At 41.8% G+C, this 20,443-nt stretch carries 12 protein-coding genes; 6 read left to right on the top strand and 6 right to left on the bottom strand.

Going from position 1 to position 20,443, the window contains the following annotated elements; all coding sequences use genetic code 11:
• Position 1: 1 nt before the first annotated feature.
• Both AACW90_RS11975 and AACW90_RS11970 read right to left on the bottom strand, forming a co-directional pair.
• On the bottom strand, positions 2-1,024 hold the full coding sequence (locus AACW90_RS11975; RefSeq protein WP_390234674.1) for an HD domain-containing phosphohydrolase: 1,023 nt from the start codon (positions 1,022-1,024) through the stop codon (positions 2-4).
• Between the two features lie 134 nt (positions 1,025-1,158).
• Positions 1,159-2,706 carry a methyl-accepting chemotaxis protein gene (locus tag AACW90_RS11970; RefSeq protein ID WP_390234671.1) on the bottom strand — a complete coding sequence of 516 codons (1,548 nt, stop codon included), beginning with the start codon at positions 2,704-2,706 and terminating at the stop codon, positions 1,159-1,161.
• 263 nt (positions 2,707-2,969) lie between these two features.
• Here AACW90_RS11970 and AACW90_RS11965 point away from each other — a divergent pair, with 263 nt between their 5' ends.
• The gene (locus AACW90_RS11965) at positions 2,970-3,524 is read left to right on the top strand and encodes a DUF4136 domain-containing protein (protein WP_390234668.1); all 555 of its coding nucleotides are present in this window, start codon (positions 2,970-2,972) and stop codon (positions 3,522-3,524) included.
• 64 nt (positions 3,525-3,588) lie between these two features.
• Positions 3,589-4,467 carry an AEC family transporter gene (locus AACW90_RS11960; protein ID WP_390234666.1) on the top strand — a complete coding sequence of 293 codons (879 nt, stop codon included), beginning with the start codon at positions 3,589-3,591 and terminating at the stop codon, positions 4,465-4,467.
• A 29-nt stretch (positions 4,468-4,496) separates the two neighbouring features.
• On the opposite strand, the gene AACW90_RS11955 is transcribed toward AACW90_RS11960, so the two are convergent.
• The gene (locus AACW90_RS11955; protein WP_390234663.1) at positions 4,497-5,309 is read right to left on the bottom strand and encodes an alpha/beta fold hydrolase; all 813 of its coding nucleotides are present in this window, start codon (positions 5,307-5,309) and stop codon (positions 4,497-4,499) included.
• Positions 5,310-6,103: 794 nt separating this feature from the next.
• Here AACW90_RS11955 and AACW90_RS11950 point away from each other — a divergent pair.
• Positions 6,104-8,569, top strand: a complete 2,466-nt coding sequence (locus tag AACW90_RS11950) for a sensor domain-containing phosphodiesterase (protein WP_390234660.1) — start codon at positions 6,104-6,106, stop codon at positions 8,567-8,569.
• A 176-nt stretch (positions 8,570-8,745) separates the two neighbouring features.
• On the opposite strand, the gene gltS is transcribed toward AACW90_RS11950, so the two are convergent.
• The 3 genes from gltS to AACW90_RS11935 all read right to left on the bottom strand — a co-directional run bounded on the left by gltS (position 8,746) and on the right by AACW90_RS11935 (position 14,927).
• Entirely contained in the window at positions 8,746-9,972 is a 1,227-nt protein-coding gene (gltS, locus tag AACW90_RS11945; protein ID WP_390234657.1) for a sodium/glutamate symporter, read from the bottom strand.
• Between the two features lie 16 nt (positions 9,973-9,988).
• A complete protein-coding gene (locus AACW90_RS11940; RefSeq protein WP_390234654.1) occupies positions 9,989-11,248 on the bottom strand; it encodes a patatin-like phospholipase family protein in 1,260 nt (419 codons plus the stop codon).
• A 517-nt stretch (positions 11,249-11,765) separates the two neighbouring features.
• Positions 11,766-14,927 carry an HD domain-containing phosphohydrolase gene (locus AACW90_RS11935; protein ID WP_390234652.1) on the bottom strand — a complete coding sequence of 1,054 codons (3,162 nt, stop codon included), beginning with the start codon at positions 14,925-14,927 and terminating at the stop codon, positions 11,766-11,768.
• 370 nt (positions 14,928-15,297) lie between these two features.
• Here AACW90_RS11935 and AACW90_RS11930 point away from each other — a divergent pair, with 370 nt between their 5' ends.
• The 3 genes from AACW90_RS11930 to AACW90_RS11920 all read left to right on the top strand — a co-directional run bounded on the left by AACW90_RS11930 (position 15,298) and on the right by AACW90_RS11920 (position 20,439).
• Positions 15,298-16,197: a LysR family transcriptional regulator gene (locus AACW90_RS11930; RefSeq protein ID WP_390234649.1), complete on the top strand. Its 900-nt coding sequence runs from the start codon at positions 15,298-15,300 to the stop codon at positions 16,195-16,197.
• Between the two features lie 75 nt (positions 16,198-16,272).
• Positions 16,273-17,355, top strand: a complete 1,083-nt coding sequence (locus AACW90_RS11925; RefSeq protein ID WP_390234646.1) for an efflux RND transporter periplasmic adaptor subunit — start codon at positions 16,273-16,275, stop codon at positions 17,353-17,355.
• 9 nt (positions 17,356-17,364) lie between these two features.
• On the top strand, positions 17,365-20,439 hold the full coding sequence (locus AACW90_RS11920) for an efflux RND transporter permease subunit (RefSeq protein WP_390234644.1): 3,075 nt from the start codon (positions 17,365-17,367) through the stop codon (positions 20,437-20,439).
• The last annotated feature ends 4 nt before the right edge of the window (positions 20,440-20,443 follow it).

Below are 20,443 nucleotides of genomic sequence, written 5' to 3'. Positions count from 1 at the left end.
TTTAGTCTTTAAATTGGGATTTAATGGTCAACATCTCATCAAGATGCTTTATAAATAGATCGACTATTTGTGGGTCAAAGTGTTTACCACTCTCTTCAGATAACAGGTTTATCGCTTTATCAACTGGCCACGCTTCTTTGTATGGTCGTTCGGACGTGAGTGCATCGAAGACATCGGCGACGGCTGCTATTCTTCCTGTCATTGGAATGCTCTGTTCTTTAATTCCGTTGGGGTAACCGCTACCATCCCATTTTTCATGGTGGTGTTGGGCGACATCTCTTGCTACAGACATCAATGTAGAGTCATTGTAGTGGCCGAGAATGTTTACGCCGAGAGCAACATGGGTTTGCATAATAGCCCACTCTTCTCTATCCAGTTTTCCCGGTTTGAGCAACACTCTGTCAGGGATACCGATTTTCCCAATATCATGCATTGGGGCGGCGTCACGTAATGTGTCGGCTTCTTCTTGACTCAATCCGACAGCAAGTGCCAATACGTGACAGTAATGACTCATGCGCATTACATGCATGCCCGTCTCGTTGTCTTTGTATTCTGCTGCTCTGCCTAGGCTGTGGATGGTTTCTAACTTGCTTTGATTTATCTCTTTGGTCTGTTCCAAAACCTTTTCATACAGCGACCTTTTTTGGTCATATAATGCAAGTTGAGTCTTAATCCTTTGCAGTGCAATAGCGGGTGTTATTGGCTTTGTTAAATAATCGACGGCGCCTAGTTCTAAACCTTTTATTTCGTCTGCTGGGGATATTTTGGCCGTGACAAATATGATGGGTATTTGAGCGGTGCTTGAACTGGCTTTGAGAAGCTCACACACTTGGTAACCGTCCATTTCTGGCATCATTATATCGAGTAAAATAATATCTGGTTGGGGCCACATTTGAGCAAGCTTTATAGCGAGAGGTCCATTAATTGCTATGCGTGTTTGATAGTGTTGGTTCAGTACGCCGATTAATACATCCAAATTTCCGGGTGTATCATCTACCAAAAGTACAATAGGTTTCTCTGTCATTGTCTATTCCCATACAGAATCTGCGATAAGTGACGGTATAATGATATTCATTTTAATTTCTATGTTAATAAAATGAATAACTTAAGCATATAACCAGAAAGGATAATCGCAAGGTGAAGCGGCAATAATTTTCTTTATAATAAGGGATGATAGCCTAGCCTTACTGATCCCCAATGCTGTCCGTTGACTAGTATAGGCACCGATAAATCATGCATGACCTCTCCGGTGTCTCTTTTATAGGTTTGAAGCAACATGGTTTTGGTATGGCCTCCACAGCGTATACCGACTCGATCATTAAAGAGTCTTTTTGTGCGGTTTTTTAGCATGTCGATTTCTGGGTCTCCCGTTAACGGTTCGCAAAACTGATTGTTATGAGTTGGCACGTAACCTTTGTTGTCATTAGCGATGGCATAAACCAAGCGGTCATGCTCGGCAAGAATAGGCTCTTGCAGTGCAGGAAGTAAATTGTCGCAATAACGATCATATTGAGAGTGATATTTATTAGGATTCGAGCCAGCGATTAGCTTGTACTGTCGGTCAAACAGCGCCGCGAGAGATATCGTCCCTGAGGCAACATCTTTCTCAAATGCGCAAGAAATATCTTGGGCGAGTTTTTCCGCCAGTTTGTATATAGGCCAATGTACGCTTTGTTGATAATGTTCTACCAACACGGCGTTACTATGTTCAGCCATCTCCATGAGTTTCTGTGCTTCAGCTTGCAGCTTTAGTAGTTGTTCATCGCTTTCCAGCAATTCACCCTGAACAAAATCTATTGCTGTTGAGATTTGCTGGATACCTTCTTCGTTGGTCTCGACGCCTGAGGTAATATCGGAGACTTGGTTTTCAACATTATGTGCCAGAGAGGCGATGGTTGACAATTGACCCTCGACCTTTTGTAAACTCAACGAGCCGGCGCTTACTTTGTTTGATAAGCTTTGAATAGAACTCGTCACCTCATGAGTCTCGGTAAGCACTTGGTTTACAATTTTGGATACCTCATCGGTACTCTTTGAGGTTCGTTCAGCTAACCCTCGCACTTCGTCAGCGACGACAGCAAAGCCACGACCATATTCACCTGCCCGAGCAGCCTCTATAGCGGCGTTAAGCGCGAGTAAATTGGTTTGAGAGGCAATATCTTCAATGACTTGAGCTACTTTTTTAATTCGTTTTACTTGTTCATCTAATAGAGCGACTTTGTCTACCGAGGTGGTGGTTTCATTGACTATCTCACCCATTTCCTTAAGCGTTGAGTTGAGTTCTGTTAGACCCGAACTGCTGTGTTGGTGCATCTCTTGAGCCGCTAATAATGTCTGTTGGGCTGAAGATGATGTTGTCTTGATGGTCGACGCGATGGACCGAGATGAATGGGTGATCTGTTCGATAGAAGAGACTTGAGCGCTGACCTTATCTTTAAGTAAATCAATTGCAAAAGAGACTTCGGCGGCACCCACTGCTTTGTAGTTCATCTCAGAGGCGATAAGAGGGGCAATTGAGTCTACGACTTTCTCGTTTTTCGCTGAATCGGTGTCTGAGGGCTTAGTCATCCGTTCCAGTATTGTGGTGATAAGAAGAGCAAACCAGATCAAAATCGCTGAGGTGATCCCGAAAAGATACAAGCTGATAAGTGAAACAATGAGCCATAATAGGCTAGGTATCCATTTATATAGAACATTGATTGACATAGATTATTCTCAAAAAGTGATTTGGTTGATAATTGTCGGCTTTTTACTTTTTTGCCTACTGATTATTATTCTTAGTAACGATGAGTTTGGTTGATTTGACCTAAGCCTCAATTATGCTTTCGTCTAGGTGTGACCTATAACGATGTAATTGAAGGAAAAACTGGCTTATCGCTATCATTTTGAACAAATGTTGACTATTGTCAGCTGAATAAGTTGGGGCTATCGGGTACCAATTGTCGTTGATTTTATGGAGTGGGGCTTAAGTGAGAAGGTTATTTGTTGGTGTTATATGCCTGTTTTTATTGTCTTGCGTTCAAACGACTCAAGATGAGGCACAGCCTGAGTATGGTGTGATTGTTGTCGGTCTACCTTCCTATTTCTCTAATGTAAAAACGTTTTCTTGGCATCCTGTTGCCGCTAAGGCTTTTTTGGATAGCAATAACGTTGGACGTAAAGCGTTACGTGTCTATAAGGAGGCAATAGAGAACGAGTTGATGGATAAAGGATATCAGTACATTGATACACTCAATACAGATGTGGTTGTGAGTTTTGGTCTTGCACAAGAATCCCAGTTAAGCGATGAAACCCTATACCGAGGAACATCGCTATCCACCGGCGTTGAAACCTTTTATTACGATAACAAAGAAGCGGACAAAGGTTCAGTGTATATTGTCTTCTTTGGCAGAAACCTGAATATGCCTGATTGGCGAGTGCTTGCCCAAGGAGCGATGGCACCAAAGCTTAGCGAAGATGAGAGAGAAGATCGCGCAAAGCAAACCGTATCCATGATGCTACGTAAAGTGCCTAACGCGAACTGAGCTTCTTGATTTAAAGGGCCATAACCGGCCGATTTTGTGTTTTGATAATGATTTAGGGACAAACATGTTCGAACAGGTAGTCGGGATACTGTTCCCCGTTTTCGCGCTTGTCGCAGTCGGTTTCTCTGTGGGGCGTTGGTTAAAGCCTGATTTTCGGCCGATTAACCGAATAAATATGGATGCCTTTACACCTGCTTTGGTATTTTCTTCACTTGTTGCCATGCCTCTTGACGCCACGCAGATCCCTTTGCTTAGCGCTTCATTTATCACCGTACTGTTGCCTGGGCTGTTAATGTGGCCTATATGCAGATTTGCGAAGCTGAATTATAAAACGTGGACGCCTCCGCAAATGTTCCGTAACGGTGGCAACTTGGCGATTCCTCTGTTTGCTTATACTTTTGGTGACAGTGCAATGGCACCTGCGGTACTTCTTTTTGTGGTGTCTGCGTGTCTGCATATTAGCTTAGGGTTAACACTGCTGACTGGTGGCAATCCGTTTAAACAGGTTGTACGCTTACCCATTTTTCTAGCGTCTATGCTGGCTTTGGTACTTAACCTGTCTGGAATCGGTGTTTGGGAGCCTCTCTATGATGCAACTGCATTGCTAGGACAGGCGGCAGTACCCGTTATGCTGTTATCGCTTGGCGCTCAAATGTGCCATATGCGTTTGAGTGGCTTAAAAGTAGGTGTGCTTTGTACTCTATTGTCACTCATAACAGGCGTCGCCTCATTCTCGGTTATCTATTTCTTTATCCCACTGCCTATTATGCAATTGCAAATGATGGTTCTGTTCACCATGTTGCCTCCGGCTGTTATGAACTTCTTGTTTGCTGAACGTTTTGATATTGAACCCACAAAGGTGGCGTCCATGGTCTTGTTTAGCAACTTCTTCAGTATATTGACATTACCCGTGCTGCTTACGTTTGCCCTGTCTCTTGCCTGATGACGGCATTTGTTCAGAAAAAAGAACGATTAGGGCAATTGGTTTAATAGAAGATCAATTTCACTGACGACCTCGGGTACGTTTTGCCACAGGATCAAATGCCCCTCACCTTTTACGTAACGCAAGGTCGCTTTATTTTGCTTAAGTTTCTCATACGCGAACTTTGAATTGTCTGGGTCGGCGAGGTCATCGTCCTCGCCGTGTAGAACTCGAATCGGCATCGTTAGGTCTGACCAATCTTGTTGGCTTAAATTAGTCAGTTGTTCAGACAGTACCATCATCTCTAGGTTAGAGTTGTTCATATCCCTAGGAAGTAGCCATTGGGCAAGCAGTGTATTGGCTGCATGGTTATACCATTTAGGGTGTTCTAATTCGGGGTCAAAGGCAGAGGCGACTAAAACCATCCCAGCAATCTTATTGGATTCTATTAATGCGAGCTGAAGCGCGATGGGGCTTCCAAGTGAATGACCGATTAATATGTTTTGCTTATCGTGGGATAAAAAAGGGGTGATGGCTTGTGCTTGTGTGAGCAAGGAGGTTTCGACCTGTTTGCCTGAATCACCATAACCAAGTCTATCAATGGCAATAAGCTCGGCTTTTTCCTGAAGACGAGAATGATGTAAATAGTCGTCATAGGCTTCTTTCTCTCCCGGAGAACCATGGATGAATATTATTCTATAGAGGGCGGTAGGGGAGCCGGTCCGAGTAAAGCTTAATGTAGAATCGAAATTGTGACTTATTTGGTTGCCCTCATGGACAGGCATAGGATTCTGAGCGTTGATAGCGGTGCTTACAACAAGCAAAGTCGATAGCAAAGTAGAGCGAATCAATGTGTTCTTCATTGGTTACACGTATTAATAATCAGCTGATAAAAAGTAGAGGGGATAAACGTGCGAGAACTTTCACCTTTCCGACATTTATTTTATTTTTAGCTATTTTTATACTTAATGGCCCTATCATTATGAGGTAATTAATCCGGAGAGTTGCGGCGTCTGAGTTCCGATAATAAAACAGAACGTCGAGCGTGTTTTTTGGTGTTGTGAATTCTCATCATATGGAATGTTCGCTCCAGAATGCTTTCCTGTCTGTTTAACGTGTTAAGACGAGTTGCCTCATCATATGCTCGTTAAATATAGTTTACTTAAATGTTACCATTTAGTTAATGCTGTATTGGTGGATATGATAATGATATAACAGAAGAGACCGCTAATATTTTATTTACTAATATATATGGATTAAAATAATTAGAATATATTTAAAAAACCTATTCTAATTTTAAGTTGATTCACATATTCAATGAATATATTAATTAATTCTGTTTCTGTGGTTATTTTCCATGATATAACTGGTATCCTTTTTGATTAAACGTATAATTCTATGGACTTAGAAGTCAATGATAGCCTTACCAAGCATCACTGGTCCTGTGCCTACTCTTTCTATACGGACAAATTTTATGCGTTTATCTTACAACAGCACCTTACTGTTAATAGACATAATGGGTGGTTAATTGTTGGGCTGTGAGTTGAATTATATGATACCAGTGCAGTGTAACCGTTGACGATGAAGTGTTTAAGTTGAATACAGCAATCTGATATTCAACTGTATAAAATAAATAAAGGTAAAGTTGATTTTATCCGTGAATAATAATGCAAATAAAGTAACACCAATATTCCAACATGCGAGTTCAGAGCCGTTGTCTATTAGATGGCAATGGAAAATTGATGAAAGTTACTTCTATATTGAGTCTGAGTTGCTGAAAAAACGTCTACATTTAGAGCAAACAGTGTCAACTATTGATGATTTTATCCATATATTGTCCATAAAAAGTCAGCGAGATTTAAGACGTTTAGCTGGTTTGGTAAAAGAGATGACGGTTGGTGAAAAAATTAAACCAATTCGAATATGTTTTACCACCATTGGAGGCTGTCTTAGTTATTGCTTACTCTCCGCAAAGTTAACTGACATTGGTACCATTAGTGGTGAGATTCTTCCTTTGTTCACTTCCTCTCATTTCGGAGAATTTTCCTCATTCTTTGAACAAATTTTTGAAAATCAACACCATGGAATGGTACTTACAGATGAAAGTACGGCTATTGTAGCGTGTAATGAAGAATTTGAAGCCTCAACACAATATTCATTGATGGAACTGATTGGCAAAGAGACCCGTATTTTTAATGCAAATAAACATGGTGAACTGTATTTTGTTGATATGTGGGAGAAAATCAATACAGAAGGCTTCTGGACTGGGTTGATATTAAGTAAGCGGAAGGATGGGGTGGCCATTCCTCAAGAGCTGACGATTCAACGGATAACGTCGATTCAAGAGAATATCTATTACATAGGGATGTGTCGAGATTTATCAAATTCTTTGTATCGAATTGCAGGCAGAGAGTACGGAGGTATCGAATTGCTCACGCAGCTTCCTTGCGATGACGATTTTGCATTCCGATTATATGAATATTATCTCAAGATGGATGTGACAAATGGTTTGATGGTTTTAAGCTTCGAGCCAAAATTTGATATCGATAAAATATTGGAGCAAAAAAGAGAAATCGCGTCTGTACTTTCCTATCGATGCGACAATACCTTATCGGGGTATTTGTATGGCAGTGTATTTATGATTGCGATTACGTTTTGTCAAACACAAAATAAACCATTATCTCTTTCTATTTTGCAGGCAATAAAAGAAAAACTGAATAAAATAAGACAGGAAGTAGATGACGTTGTCTATCAATTGATTACTGATTCTGTGCTTGGCGTTTCCGTCCTTGGACTGGATACCCACGATCCTCATGATTTAATACCTCACTCTCTACATGCGATGCGCGAAAAACACAGCAACAATAGATTAAGTAAAGTGTGTTTCTATAGTGATAAGTTGCATGACAAAGTTAAGAAACGGCAGCGGTCAGAAAAAATAGTCGTGAATGCAATTCAGTCAAAAAGTGTTGAAGTTTACTTCCAACCAATCATCAACTCAGATAACTGGCAGGTGGGGAAGTTTGAAGCGCTATGTCGATTTAGGGATCAAGATGGTTCATTGTTAAATACGCAGGAAATGGTTCGAATTGCGGAAGAACTCAACCTTGTTGATCGGCTTGATTTGGTGGTAGCAGAGAAAGCAATTCAGAAAAGACAAAACTTAATACTGCTTTATGGTGGGGACATTGAAATAACCATCAATATATCTCTCAACACGGAAAAACAGAGTAAGTTGATTTTCGAAGACCTCAATAAACTGTTCGATAAATATGTGTCAGATCTACCGTATTTAACAGTCGAATTAACGGAAAGCGCTTACTTTGACAGCGAAGAAATCGATTCTATGGTCCTGACGGCAATCAGGACAAGAGGCGTAAAAATTGCGATTGATGATTTTGGTACCGGGTTCTCGTCGTTCACCTATTTGAAAGATAGTAATTTTGATATTCTGAAAATTGATCGAGAATTTGTAAAAAATATTACGGTAGGGTCAGCGAATTTTCATATTGTGAAAATGATTACAAATTTAGCCCATACCTTAGATGTTGAAGTCGTGGCTGAAGGCGTAGAAACGATTCAAGAAGTTGTGCTTTTGAAAAGCCTTGGGGTCGACCTATTACAAGGCTTTTATTTTTCTAAGCCAAAATCATTGAATAATATTGAATCACCAGCTTTCTATCTGAGTAAACTGAAAGAACTTTCGAATTTATCGACTAATCAAAGTCGATATGAGTTAGTCCAGCTATTGCCCTCTTTGGAACCTGGAAGCAGCTTGCAAGATGTCAAAGTGATTTTCGACAAAACGGATTTTTCGATTGTACCGATTGTTAGTGATTCGGTCTGTGTTGGTTACATCGATATTGCCACGTATAATCTACATATAACTCCGTCATTAAGCTCTCCCACTGAAACATCCTCTGACCTCAGTTCTTTACATAAAAAAGTGGAGACGATCATGATTCATAAAATGGTAACGGTTCACGAGACGATTGTTAGTGGGGAAGTCCATGAGAAAATAAATAATGGATATGATTTTCCTTGGGTGGTTATTGACGATATGGGGCGTTATACCGGTGTTATCGAAACCAAGCGTGCTTATCTATACCTCAATAACCTTTGATTAACTCAAACGCCTTTATCTCGAACACAATTAAACCACGAAAGGTCAACAGACGCTCACCTTGGAGCCACACCTAATGGTGACTTCAAGGCCGAAATATACGGTTAACCCCTTACTGTCCTGTAACGTTTATTTGCAGGTAGTAATACGGACTACTACCGTTCTAAACACATGAACTAACTTATCCAATTCAGAAAGTAAGGAATGATTAATGCGTTCGCAAGGTCGATGAAAAATGCACAAACCAAAGGGACAATGATAAAGGCTTGGTGAGAATTACCATACTTTTGGGCGACCGCAGACATATTAGCCATTGCAGTCGGGGTAGAACCTAACGAAATGCCACTAAACCCTGCGCATATAACCGCAGCATCATAGTTTTTCCCCATAACTGGAAAAACAACAAAAATCGTGACACAAATGGCAATGATAAATTGAGCACCAAGAATCATAAATACAGGCCCAGCGAGGTCTACCATTGCCCACAACTGCATACTCATTAGTGACATCGCAAGAAAGGCGCCCAGAGCAATATCCGCAATCAACGCAATAGAAGGTTTTCCTGCTGGCCAGCGAGTACCAGTAATTCGAGGATAGGAAGCGGGAACTAAATTAGAAATTAATATGCCGGCGAATAAACAGGTGACAAATAGAGGCAGTTCAAGGCCCAGTTTTCCCACTCCTTCATTTAGAATGGCACCAAGAATGATACAAACATGAATCGCCAAAACGGCGTCAAGAAAATCATAAGCGTTTATCGATGGTTGTGGTTTATCTATTGCTGCACCAACATCCATGTTCTCGGTTTTTTCAGGCGTTAAGTGGTGTTTATTTATTAGGTATTTTGCAATTGGACCACCCATTATACTCGCGAGTATTAGGCCAAATGTCGCACTTGCAATACCAATTTCTATCGCGTTATCAAGTCCAAACTGTTGGGCTATTTTGGGAGACCAAGCGATCGCGGTTCCGTGGCCGCCAATCAAGGATACAGTACCACTAAGTAAACCGACGGCTTTCTCTTGTCCTAACCATGTGGCGATACCTATACCAGTAAGGTTTTGGATAAACATATACCCAATCGTGATCGATAGCAGTATAAGTAGAGGCTTCCCCCCTTTAAACAGGTCATTTAAGCTCGCGTTGATACCAATGGTGGTAAAGAAATAGACGAGCAGCAAGTCCCGAGTGGCCAAATCAAATTGAACATCTATTTCTGTTATATAATGCAAAATCGCCAACAATACAGAGATCAAAATGCCACCGGATACAGGCTCAGGAATACTAAACTCCTTAAGAATACGAATTGTTTGAGTCAGTCGACGGCCAATAAATAATACGATGATGCCTAACGTTACCGCGAGAAAAGACTCTATGTGCAATACGTTCTCTATGTAATTCATGATCGATCCTTAAATCCTATTGATTGATGTTTTTGAGTGGTGTGCTGTGTTGTATTTCGTCATATCCATATTTAATGAGGGCATCTACCTGATTTTTATCTAATTTAAAATCGGTTGGAATAGAGTTCATAGATTCTGCATCCGTTGAGTTAACAAGGTTTATATCTAAAAATAGCGTCTTTCGCCCGTCACCATTTTTTGACCATTGGTTCAATTTTTCGATGATTAATTGTTTTGACATGTCATTGTACCGATGGAGCTGAATATCGGTTACCGCATTGATTGTAGTTGATGCTGACGGGGTATCAATTGTGCTATCAATTCCTGTTTTTGGTTGAGTCGATGCGTCAACGGTAATGATAACGATGGTGTCGACATTGCTGTCTAGTTTATTGAAAAATGAGAAGTTGCTCTGTGTAATGTCATAAAAGGCGAGTAACCCTAGGTTGTCGGTAATTCCGCCGTCGACTAAATGAACGTAAGGCCGTCCCTCTTTGTCGGCATAACTGTCTAAGCCCTTCAACGTGTTTTGTACATGCGGAGAATAACTGTCATTCATATCCGAGAACGAAGGCCTTTCACATTGCTCAAAGTTTTTCAGTACAACGGGCTCAAAAATAATGGGTACAGCAGAAGATGCGGCCACAGCATCTGAAACAGGGTATTGATCGATATCTGAACAGATTAAATCAAAGTATTCTTGTAAAAATGAAAAGCGGACGCCGCCACCTAAGTCACTCGCATTAATGATGATTAAGGGGCCATCTTCGCGCATGTCTGCAAATGTTTGGTCTTTAAATAAGGATTCATTGTAGAAGCTTGCTGCCGCTCTCGTTCGAGTTTGATGGGAAAAGATATATTTTGGACTCACTAATATATCTAAAAGCCCACTAGAGATATCGCGGTAAAGAAACGCTTCTTCAAATGTATCAAATATCTGGTCACCGTAAAGCCCGTAATAAGCGGCGGTAAAACTGCCTCCAGAGACAGAACTGATCGCCATAACTTGGTCGAGCAAACGACTATTTCCTTGAGGGGTGTTATAGTTTATTTCGTTAAGCCCTTTCAACACGCCATATGAAAGCGCCGCTGCGCGAGTTCCGCCTCCAGAGAAGGTGATTAAGATGGCTGTATTAGAATGTTGTTGCAGTGATGCCTCCGAAAGCGAATAAGACGATTTCTGAGCCAGTTCTGTTGATTGATTGGTAATCATGCCTTTTGAGCTGCATCCGTTAAGTAATGCCAACGGTAGTAGGACAATGGAAATTGGTTTCATGGGAATGGTCATCAAAGGTTGTGTCATCTACGTTTATTTTACTATTGAAATGTGGTCAGGTAACGGGTTAGTGTGAAGACTCACTGTTGCATAAAACGTGACAATTAGAGTGGTATATTATTAGATTTGTTGTGCTCAACCAAAATCCCACGTATTTTAACCTAAATCTATTAATCACTCCTGTCGACTAACGCCGTCGGCGTGTGACGCATTGAACTATAAAAATCACCTAATAAAGGGTGGCTCTCTAGATGTTTAGGCGATTTAATTTTGCGAATCAAGTTTTCTTGAGTTGCACGGTCATTGATCACTTTAATCGAACGGCCGTAGGTAAATTGAATAACTCACGTTAAGACGTTAACGGATTTTCTGCCAACACAAATATCGGTGAGTATGTATTAGCATCCTTCGCGTACCAATGAACCGACTCATCGATGGTTAAGACAGCAATGCATATTGGCGGCGCGTGAGGGGTAGCCCGCTTCGTCATTGCTCCAGTATAGTCATTAGGATGGTGTTAGTTTCCCGATTGAGCATTTAGATAAAAGCTGATATCAACGGGCACATTCTGCTCTTTGTCCAAATATTCATCGGCATAGCGCAGGTAGATGCCACTTTCTAAGAATAATAGAAATAGCTGCATGTCGATATGCTCATCCAGCGCCATCTTATACATAATATCGATGGCCACACTCATTGGTTTGGCCTTTTTGTAAGGTCTATCCGCGGCGGTGAGTGCCTCGAAAATGTCTGCAACGACCAATATACGCTCTAAAACGGAGAGGTCTTCCGCTTTCAGTTTGCGTGGGTATCCTGTTCCTTTCAGTGTTTCGTGGTGAGTTGTCGCATATTGAGGTACTTTTTTTAACTCGTCTGGGAAGGGCAGACTTTCTAACATTTTTATACCGCTGATCATATGTTCATTAATTTTGTATCGGTCCTCTGCAGTTAATGTTCCTTTCGATATGGATAAATTGTAGATCTCGCCCAGATTATAAAGGTGTTCAGGGACATCCATTTTTATGTTGAACTTGGCATCGATTTCGACATCGTGCGTCCGAGGTATGATGTGCTCAGGCTTATCTGCGAGTAAACTTTCCTCAACGGGTAAGTCATGTTTAACGGGGTCTTTGCGCCACTCTTCAACATTTGATAGGCCTAACGAGTTATCAAAATGTCTAAGCCAATGTTGATTGGCAATACGTTTCACACGCTCTACTTTATCTGGGCTAGTGAATTCGCCTCCAACATTTATACGTGCAATAAACTCAAAGTCCTCCTGTAACTCTTTCAGTCGATTTTCTAACTCCGCTTGCGCTTGTTGCTCTGAGATATCTTGATATAACTTATGGTTCAAGTAATCGATCTGCGCATCGCGCCACAGTACCTCAAAACGGGTACGAATTTCGTGAATACGGTTGTAGTTAGTCTCTAGTTTTGTTCCTTTATCTACGATATGCTCTGGTTGCGTGATCTTTCCACAATCATGTAACCATGCTGCAATTCTGAATTCTCGTTTTTCTTGTTCGTTGGCGAATTTGAATTCCCTAAGCGCTTCTCGGTCACTCTGCTCTGCGGCTTCTGCTAACATCATCCCTATAACGGGTACTCGGTTACAGTGACCAGCAGTGTAGGGTGATTTGTCATCGATGGCTTGAGCGATCAGACGAATAAAAGACTCGATGAACTCTTCTTGCTGTTTCTCATGTTGGTGAAGGTGATCCGCCATATCATAGATAGATTCGGACAACTCCCAAACCTCTTTTATTCGGGTATTGATTAACTGAACGCTCTTATATTTCCTCTGATTAATTTTGTGTGTTTCCGCTCTTAGTTGTCTAATAGGGTGAACGATTGGTGATCCCATTATCCAAATGATAGGCAACAAAAGACACAGTAAACCGCCTGTGATCATAATGGTTTTTTTGATGCGTTCAAAAACGAGTTCAAGGACGGCCGCTTTTGGAATGGTGATAGCAAAGTATTCTTGATGTCCCTGATAGTTGACTGGTTTAACGTAAAAATATCGTTCAACGCCATCTATGTCGCGCATGACTAACTTCCCATAGGAAGCCTTATCTTTGATTAAATTGTAGAGTTCGTCATAGGGGATGACTCTGTCGTTGGCGACGGTGTTTATTTGCAATGGTTGCAACCATTTTTTATAAAGCATCTGTTTTTGCTCGGGTGTAATACGATCGATCGCTTTATTGATAATACCGATTAACATTGAATTTTCTGGCTGCACTACAATATGAAAATCAGAATTGTACTGTTGGTCAAATGGCGCGATGTTCGTTAGTATTTTTACATCTTGGATGAAGTACTGTTTTTTTGCCTGACGTAAAATTGCAGTGCTATCAATGACCCCATCAACCTTTCCATTTTCTAACATACGGACAGCATCAACAAGTTCGTTTACTTCAACAAGCTTGATGGTAGGAAACTCATTCTTAAGCTTCGGAATGATTGACCAACCGGACAAAATCGCAACCCTCTGCTCAGCCAATGCAGATAAGTCGTCAAACTTGTCACGACCAATGGGAACTAAAACACCAAAAGGTAACGAATAAATAGGGTCACTATAAACGCCTTTTACATAGCCATCGGGGTTGTTTTGTAACGAGTGTAAAACATCGAGAGAACCGTTGTTAAAAAGGTCAACTAGTTCATTCCAGTTGAACCCATTGATAAACTCAAATTTAAGTCCGGTTAGCTGAGAAATAGCGGTAAGCAAGTCAATGGCGTACCCTTTTGGTTCACCTGAAACAGAATAATCTATTGGTCCCCATGCGTTCTGATTGGACACTTTTAGAGAGAGCGTGTTGTCTATTAGACGCTGTTCCTGTGGGGAGAACTGGATTGGCTTCAAGACGGGTAATTGTGATTCTTTTTGAACGATGGCGTTACTCGCCAAAATCTCGCCAGTCGGACGAAACAAGAAGGCTTCAGTATTGTACCCATCCAAAGCTGAGCGCAACTTACCGGACAATGTTGACAACAGAACATCGACACCGACAACGGCGCCAGTAGCCCCTACTTTTACAGAAAAAGTTTGTCCCGGTATTTTCAAAATTTGAAATAAATAAGGGTCGGTTTTTTTAACTTGAGTTGTGGATGAGTTGTTGTACCAAGGACGTTGAGTAGGAAAATAGTTGCTTATCTCCGGTTTGATCTCTCGTATTCTAAATTGGTCATTCAAAAAAATTGTCTTTTTTATTCGATTTTGGCCTTTACCCGCGATCATTATGACAACCCAACGGTCTTTAGGTTTCGCGCCAATTCTAAGCCGAACTTGTTCGGAGGATTGTAAATTGATCAACTGATAGAAGTTATCGTCTGGGCGGCCAACGTAGATACTATAGATCTCGTTATTGGCCTTAAGAGCGATAGAAAATATACTCATCCAATCCGTTGAATTACGATCCATTTGCCCCACCAAAGTAGACAATAACTCCGTGGTGTGTGTCACTCTCGCATCGAGTTCATTCACATGGCGACTGACTTCGGTCGCGACAGTGGAATATTGATTAATCGCTCGCTCTTCAGCAAATTTGGAGCTGAAATAGTATTGCATTGAGACAGCGATAGTCGCGGTGAGGATACTTGCAAGTAGGAACATAACACCCACAGTAATCCGAAAGGAAAATCTTGACGTTGTCGAAGAGAATTGATCCATAATAAACGCGTGTGCCTTTTTATTTTTCTTTTTATTTTTTATCTAGCCGATTTAATAGATAGGATAGTTTTCTTTGTTTTACAAGGTACTCAAGCTATAGAAAAGGTCGTAAGCATGACAACAACGGTGACCAACTCAATTAGTGCAATTCCTGAGGCGGAGCGTTTTTTTGTTGTCACCCCAATGATTGGGGTCATATGGTAATGATAGATTGGCGGCTAACTAACGGTAAGTGGTACATTACGAGTCCAACCTGTTTCTAATTTATGTGCATAAGGCTAAAAGGCTATTCATACAATTACCATATCAATATTCGTGATTTTGCGTAACAATAAGAGGGTATGGTTTTTTCGAAAAGAAGGAATAGTGGTTGAAAATTAGTGATCTGAAATTGTTTATAAAGGTGGTTGAACTAGGTAGTTTTACTGCGGCGGCCAATGCGTTGGATTTACCCAGAGCAAATGTGAGTCGCCGTATTAATGATCTGGAAGGCGCATTGCGTACACCTCTTTTTCACCGCACTACGCGCAGCTTATCACTGACCAATCAAGGTGAATCCTATTTTCATGATTTGCTAAAAGCTATAAAGATGATTGATGCTGCTAATCAAGCCTTGATCCACAATTCGGATACAATCAAAGGCAAGGTCAAGTTAGGTTTAGTCTCAGAGACGCACGATATTATTCAGCCAATCTTGTTTCGGTTTCTTGATCAGTACCCTGATGTTGAACTGGATATAAGAGTGATTAATAACGGCTTTATTGATATGCACAATCAAGGCCTCGATATCTCTTTCCATGGGGGCGAACTGATTGATTCGGACTTGGTTGCTCGAAAGCTTTTACAGCTTGATCGGTGTTTGGTGGTGTCGCCAAGTTATATTGAAAAACATGGCCGACCATCGTCATTAGAAGACTTATTGAACCATCACGCGATATGTCTACGATGGCCAACAGGTGAAGTTGATCGGCGATGGCACTTTGCTAACACCAGTATTACCGTTCATTCAAAGTTAGTGTCCAACAGTGTCGCGTTTTTGAAAAGTGCGGCTATCTCTGGAAGAGGCATTGCCTTTCTGCCCAAAATCTTGGTGGCAGATAAGATCGCGGATGGTAAATTAATCCAAATACTGAGCGAATCATCTGCAAATGAAGAACATGGCTATATACTTTACAACCAGCCGAAAACGCTCAACCTCGCAACCAAAACACTGATTGATTACCTGTTAGTCGAAGTACCCAAACAGATTTTATTGTCACAAAATTCGTGACAGTAAGAATTGGAGATGATGGATTATCTCCACTAGATTTATGACTAGAATAGCTCGCAACTTAAGGAGCTATTTATGAATAACCTAACCCATCTTATTTTCTGCTCGGCCGCCGCCGTATTTCTAACTGGTTGTAACCAGACTCAAGTGGCCGATAATGACGAGCTTGAGCAACGAACCCTGCAAGTCGTCCAGCTCCAAAACCCCAATGCATCAACGACCAAAACCTTCAACGGTACAGTTCATTCTCATGAACAAGCCGGTTTGGCTTTTCGTGTCCCTGGAACCATAGAACAGATGTTGTTTAACAAGGGTGACTCAGTAACACAAGGTCAGGTTATCGCGCGCCTTGACCCTCATGATTATCAGGTGACATTAGAAGAACTGCAGGCGAGAAAACTTGAAGCCCAATCAGCCCATAAGCTCGCGAAATCAGAGCTTAAACGAGTAAAGCAAGCAACGAATGATGATGCTATTGCCCGTGTGAATCTTGATCGTGCAATCAGTGGATACGAACGTTCCCTTTCAGCCTTAAAAGTAGTAGACAAAAATATCCAACGTGCGAAAGATATGTTGAAGTATACAGAATTGAGCGCCCCATTTGATGGCGTGATTGCACGCGTTGATTTTGAACAATATGAACAGGTAATGCCTGGTGTATCTATTGTCACCTTGCAAAATAACAATGTATTAGAGATTGAAGTAGATGTACCTGAAAACTTGATTGGACTTTTCAATATAGGCCAACAAGGTTCAGTATCTTGGTATGAGTCGAGCGCGCCCCTCAATGCTCGCGTGGCTGAAATCGCTCCAGTGCCCCACCTAATAAAGCAAACCTATTCTGTGATATACGCCATCGACCACCCAAGTGCGTCGGTATTTCCTGGAAAGTCCGTCACTGTGACGACGCAAGTCGGCGATTCCAACAGTGCCTACTGCGTACCTTACTCTGCGGTTGTTGGTCAAAAAGATAGCTTGTTCGTTAATCTGATTCGAGAAGAGCAGGTGATTAAAACTCATGTCGAGCTGACGTCACTGGACGCATACCAAGCCTGTGTCAGCGGTGCAATGGGTAGTGGTGATTACGTCGTTGTGAGCGGGTCGAATTACCTTAGCGATGGTGATAGTGCCAAAAAGCTAATCATAAGAAATCAATAAGGATTAATCATGTTCAATCTAGCTGAGTTTGCTATTCGTCAGCGAACATTTGTTATGTTCTTTATCGTCATAAGCATCGTCGCAGGACTCTACTCTTATTTTGATTTAGGTAAGCTTGAAGACCCAAGCTTTACGGTAAAAACGGCGGTCGTAGTGACGCTTTATCCCGGCGCCTCTGCACAAGAAGTAGAGGCTCAAGTTACGGATACGATAGAAACTAAACTCCAAGAAATGGGTGAACTCAACCGCCTACGTTCTTTATCTAGACCGGGTGTGTCTATGGTATTTGTAGATATCAAAGAGAGTCTTAACTCGAAAGCGCTACCACAACAATGGGATTTACTGCGCCGAAAGGTAGATGACGTCAAGTTATCGCTCCCAAGTACTGCACAGATCAGTATTGTTCAGGATGAATTTTCAGAAGTCTATGGCATGCTTTTCGCCATCCATAGCAACGACGCTAACCCTGAAGAACTGCGTAGGTATGGGGAAGAGTTACAACGCCAGATAAAAAGTGTCAACGGGATAAAAAAAGTCGAGTTGCATGGTGTTCAACCACGAACGGTTTATATCGATATGCCAGATGAACGGCTTTCGCAATATGGCCTGTCGCTCGCTCAGGTCTGGAGCCAACTGAATAGCCAAAACATGACATTCGAAGCGGGTAAGTTCGACGTTGGCAACGAACGCGTTAGGGTTCATCAAAGCAGTGAGTTTCAATCCCTTGACGATATTCGTAACCTAGTCATAAAAGGTGGGGTGAGTAACCTTGGTTCTTCTCTCATTCGTTTAGGCGATATCGCTGATGTCACCATGGGGTACCATACTCCCGCGTTGGTAGAAAACCGTTTCAATAGTGAGCCTTCTGTGACACTAGCAGTGAGCCCTGCTCAAGGCATTAATGTGGTGTCGTTAGGTGGCACAATCACATCAATTATTGACAACTATCAAGCCAGTTTACCTCTCGGTGTTGAGATTACGAAAGTGGCTTTTCAGCCTGAAGAAGTGCAGAAATCCATCGATAACTTTGTCGGTAATCTTCTGGAAAGTGTTGGTATCGTATTTATCGTGTTATTGATATTCATGGGCTTTAAGAGTGCTGCTATTGTTGGCGGTAGTTTGATCTTAACCATATTGCTGACGCTTATTTATATGAATTTCGCGGATATTTCGTTACACCGTGTTTCATTAGGTACCTTTATTCTAGCCTTGGGAATGTTAGTCGATAACGCGATTGTGGTTACCGATATGATGATTGCGAAGTTAAATAAAGGCATGGAAAGAACAAAGGCCGCAATAGAGGCAGTGAAAGAGACCGCAACGCCACTGCTTGGTGCCACGATCATTGCCATCATGGGCGCTAGCCCGGTATTGTTTTCCAAAACGGATGCTGCTGAATTTGCGGGCTCTGTATTCTATATTATCGCGTCATCGCTATTGCTGTCTTGGTTAGTCGCGGTTACGTTTACCGCTTTGATGTGTTGGATTTTTATTAAGCCGAACAAAGAAACCGGTGCAAAGAAAACCAGTTACTACAAAAAACTGGTAGGCTGGACTGTCGACCATCCAGTCAAAACATTGAGTGCTCTGATACCACTTATCGTCGTTACCGTCGTTGCGATACCACATGTCGCGATCAATTTTATACCCCAATCAGATCGTCCTATCGTGTTTCTCGATTATTGGCTGCCAAATGGTGCAAAAATAGAGCAGACATCTAGCGATATGAAAAAAATCGAAAACTGGTTGTTAGAGCAACCCGAAGTAGAAAATATTTCATCTTCGATTGGTGCAAGTGTGCCTAGATTTTCTGTGACAGTAGAGCCAGAACCGCTAGACCCTGCATATGGTCAGGTGTTAATAAATGTACGAGATTTCCAAGCAATTTCTACATTGGTTGAACGGGGAGACAAATGGTTGTTGACGGAGTTTTCTGATGCAGAACCTCGCTTTAGGGGTTTAAAGTTAGCCACCTCCGACAAATACTCTGTCGAAGCGCGGTTTTCTGGTCCGGATGTCGATGTTCTTCACGATTTGGCAAATCAAGCAAAAGCTATCATGGCAACGCATCCAGAAGCCAAATATGTAAGAGATGACTGGCGTCAACAAAGCAAGGTATTAAAGCCGATCATTAATCAAGAAAAAGCGCGTCGTTCAGGCATTAACCGAGCAGACATCGCTTTTGCAATGAAGAGGGCGTCTGACGGAATGCCGTTAGGACAAATGAACCTAAATGACGAGCTGATCCCCATTCAATTACGAGCGTCAAAACAAACCATGTCATCACTCGAAACGTTACCAGTGAAGTCTCTACTTGGATTGCATACGGTTCCGCTAGGGCAGGTGGTGGATGGCTTTGAACTCAACGCCGAAGAGAGCATGATATGGCGTCGTGATAGAGTGAAAACGATAACCGCTCAAGCGGGCGTTGAACGTACTACAACACCCGCCAACGTTCGAAATGCGGTGCTTGCACAAATTGAAGCCATTGAATTACCGCAAGGTTATAGCATGGAGTGGGGTGGGGAATATTATGATGAGAATAAAGCGGTTACAGACATCATGAAGCAGTTGCCTAAAGCACTATTAATTATGGTGCTTATTCTTGTGTATATGTTTAATGGTTTCAAGCAACCGATTATTATCTTGTCCACTATACCGTTGGCCGCAACAGGTGCGACGTTTGCGCTACTGAGTTTTGACAAACCATTTGGTTTTATGGCGCTGATTGGTGCAATCACTTTGATGGGGATGATTATCAAAAACGGTATCGTGTTAATCGATCAAATCGAACTCGAACGAGCCAACGGCAGATCGTTATCAGACGCAATCAAAGAAGCAACAATCAACCGTACTTTGGCCATATCGATGGGCGCATTGACGACAGCATTTGGCATGATTCCACTGCTAAGTGACCTGCTGTTTGACCAAATGGCGGCGACGATAATTGGTGGTTTGGCTGCTGCAACCGTGTTATCGCTTTTTGTAATGCCTGCGCTCTATAAATTGGCTTACAAAGAAGATACGGCAGACTCAAAAAGTCAGGTGCCAGAGCCTGCTGTTTTAGACATTCAACCAGTGTAGGGGA

The organism is Vibrio frigidus (assembly GCF_042465995.1).
Taxonomy (GTDB): Bacteria; Pseudomonadota; Gammaproteobacteria; order Enterobacterales; family Vibrionaceae; genus Vibrio.
This window is presented reverse-complemented; position numbering and strand designations above follow the sequence as displayed.